The sequence below is a fragment of the Micromonospora coerulea genome, assembly GCF_016598485.1.
GTDB classification, from domain to species: domain Bacteria; phylum Actinomycetota; class Actinomycetes; order Mycobacteriales; family Micromonosporaceae; genus Micromonospora; species Micromonospora coerulea.
This window is the reverse complement of record NZ_JAEMUW010000100.1, coordinates 1-957: the sequence shown is the minus strand read 5'-3', so window position 1 is coordinate 957 and position 957 is coordinate 1. Positions and strand designations below refer to the sequence as shown.

Below are 957 nucleotides of genomic sequence, written 5' to 3'. Positions count from 1 at the left end.
TAGGGCGTGTCTCCTGGATCTTGGGGCGTGGCTCGGCTATTCATGTCTGTCGTGGGTGGACGGTTCGAGCTGACCGAGGTCGAGTACGCGCGGATCGCGGCGTTGCTGCCGGCGATGAGACCCCAGCGGGGTGGGCGGTGGCGTGATCACCGGCAGGTGATCAACGGGATCGTGTACCGGGTGCGGACCGGGGTGCCGTGGCGGGACGTCCCGGAACGGTACGGGCCGTGGAAGACGCTGTACAAGCGGTTCGCCCGCTGGCAAGAGGACGGGACCTGGGCGCGGATCGAGGCGATGCTGCACACCGAGGCGGACGCTGCCGGCGACCTGGACTGGCACGCCAACGCCGATTCCACGATCGTGCGTGCCCACCAGCACGCCGCCGGCGCGCGTAAAGGGGGCTGAGCAGCCGTGACGCAGCGCGACGGGAAGGACTCGGCAAGTCGCGCGGCGGGTGGACCACGAAGATCCACACGATCGGTGACGGACGGGGCCGGAACCTGACCAGCCACCTGACCCCGGGCCAGGACCACGACACCCGCCAGCTGGTACGGCTGCTCGACGACGTGGCCGTGGCCCGCCCCGGCGGGATCGGCCGTCCGCGCAAACGCCTCGATTCCCTGTCGGCGGACAAGGCGTACAGCTCACGCGGCAACCGCCGTTCGCTGCGGGCCCGACGCATCCCGCACGACATCCCCGAGAAAGACGACCAGAAGGCCAACCGGGCTCGGAGAGGATCACGCGGTGGTCGTCCGCCCTCGTTCCGCCCGCACCGCTACCGGCAGCGCAACACCATCGAACGGCTGATGAACCGGCGCAAGCAGTTCCGCGCCGTGGCCACCAGGTACGACAAGCTCGCCTGCCGCTACCGCGCCACCGTGCAGATCGCCGACATCCTCATCTGGCTACGCGCGAAACCCGACCGCCCCAAGCCATGATCCAGGAGACACGGCCTAG

General features: G+C 69.6%; 1 protein-coding gene. It reads left to right on the top strand.

Annotation, left to right across the window (positions count from 1 at the left end):
* The first annotated feature begins 42 nt into the window (after positions 1-42).
* A protein-coding gene (locus I8N68_RS32455; RefSeq protein WP_372433936.1) for an IS5 family transposase occupies positions 43-938 on the top strand; the annotation gives its coding sequence in 2 pieces (ribosomal slippage) (positions 43-402 and positions 405-938; 894 coding nt in all).
* Positions 939-957 lie beyond the last annotated feature (19 nt).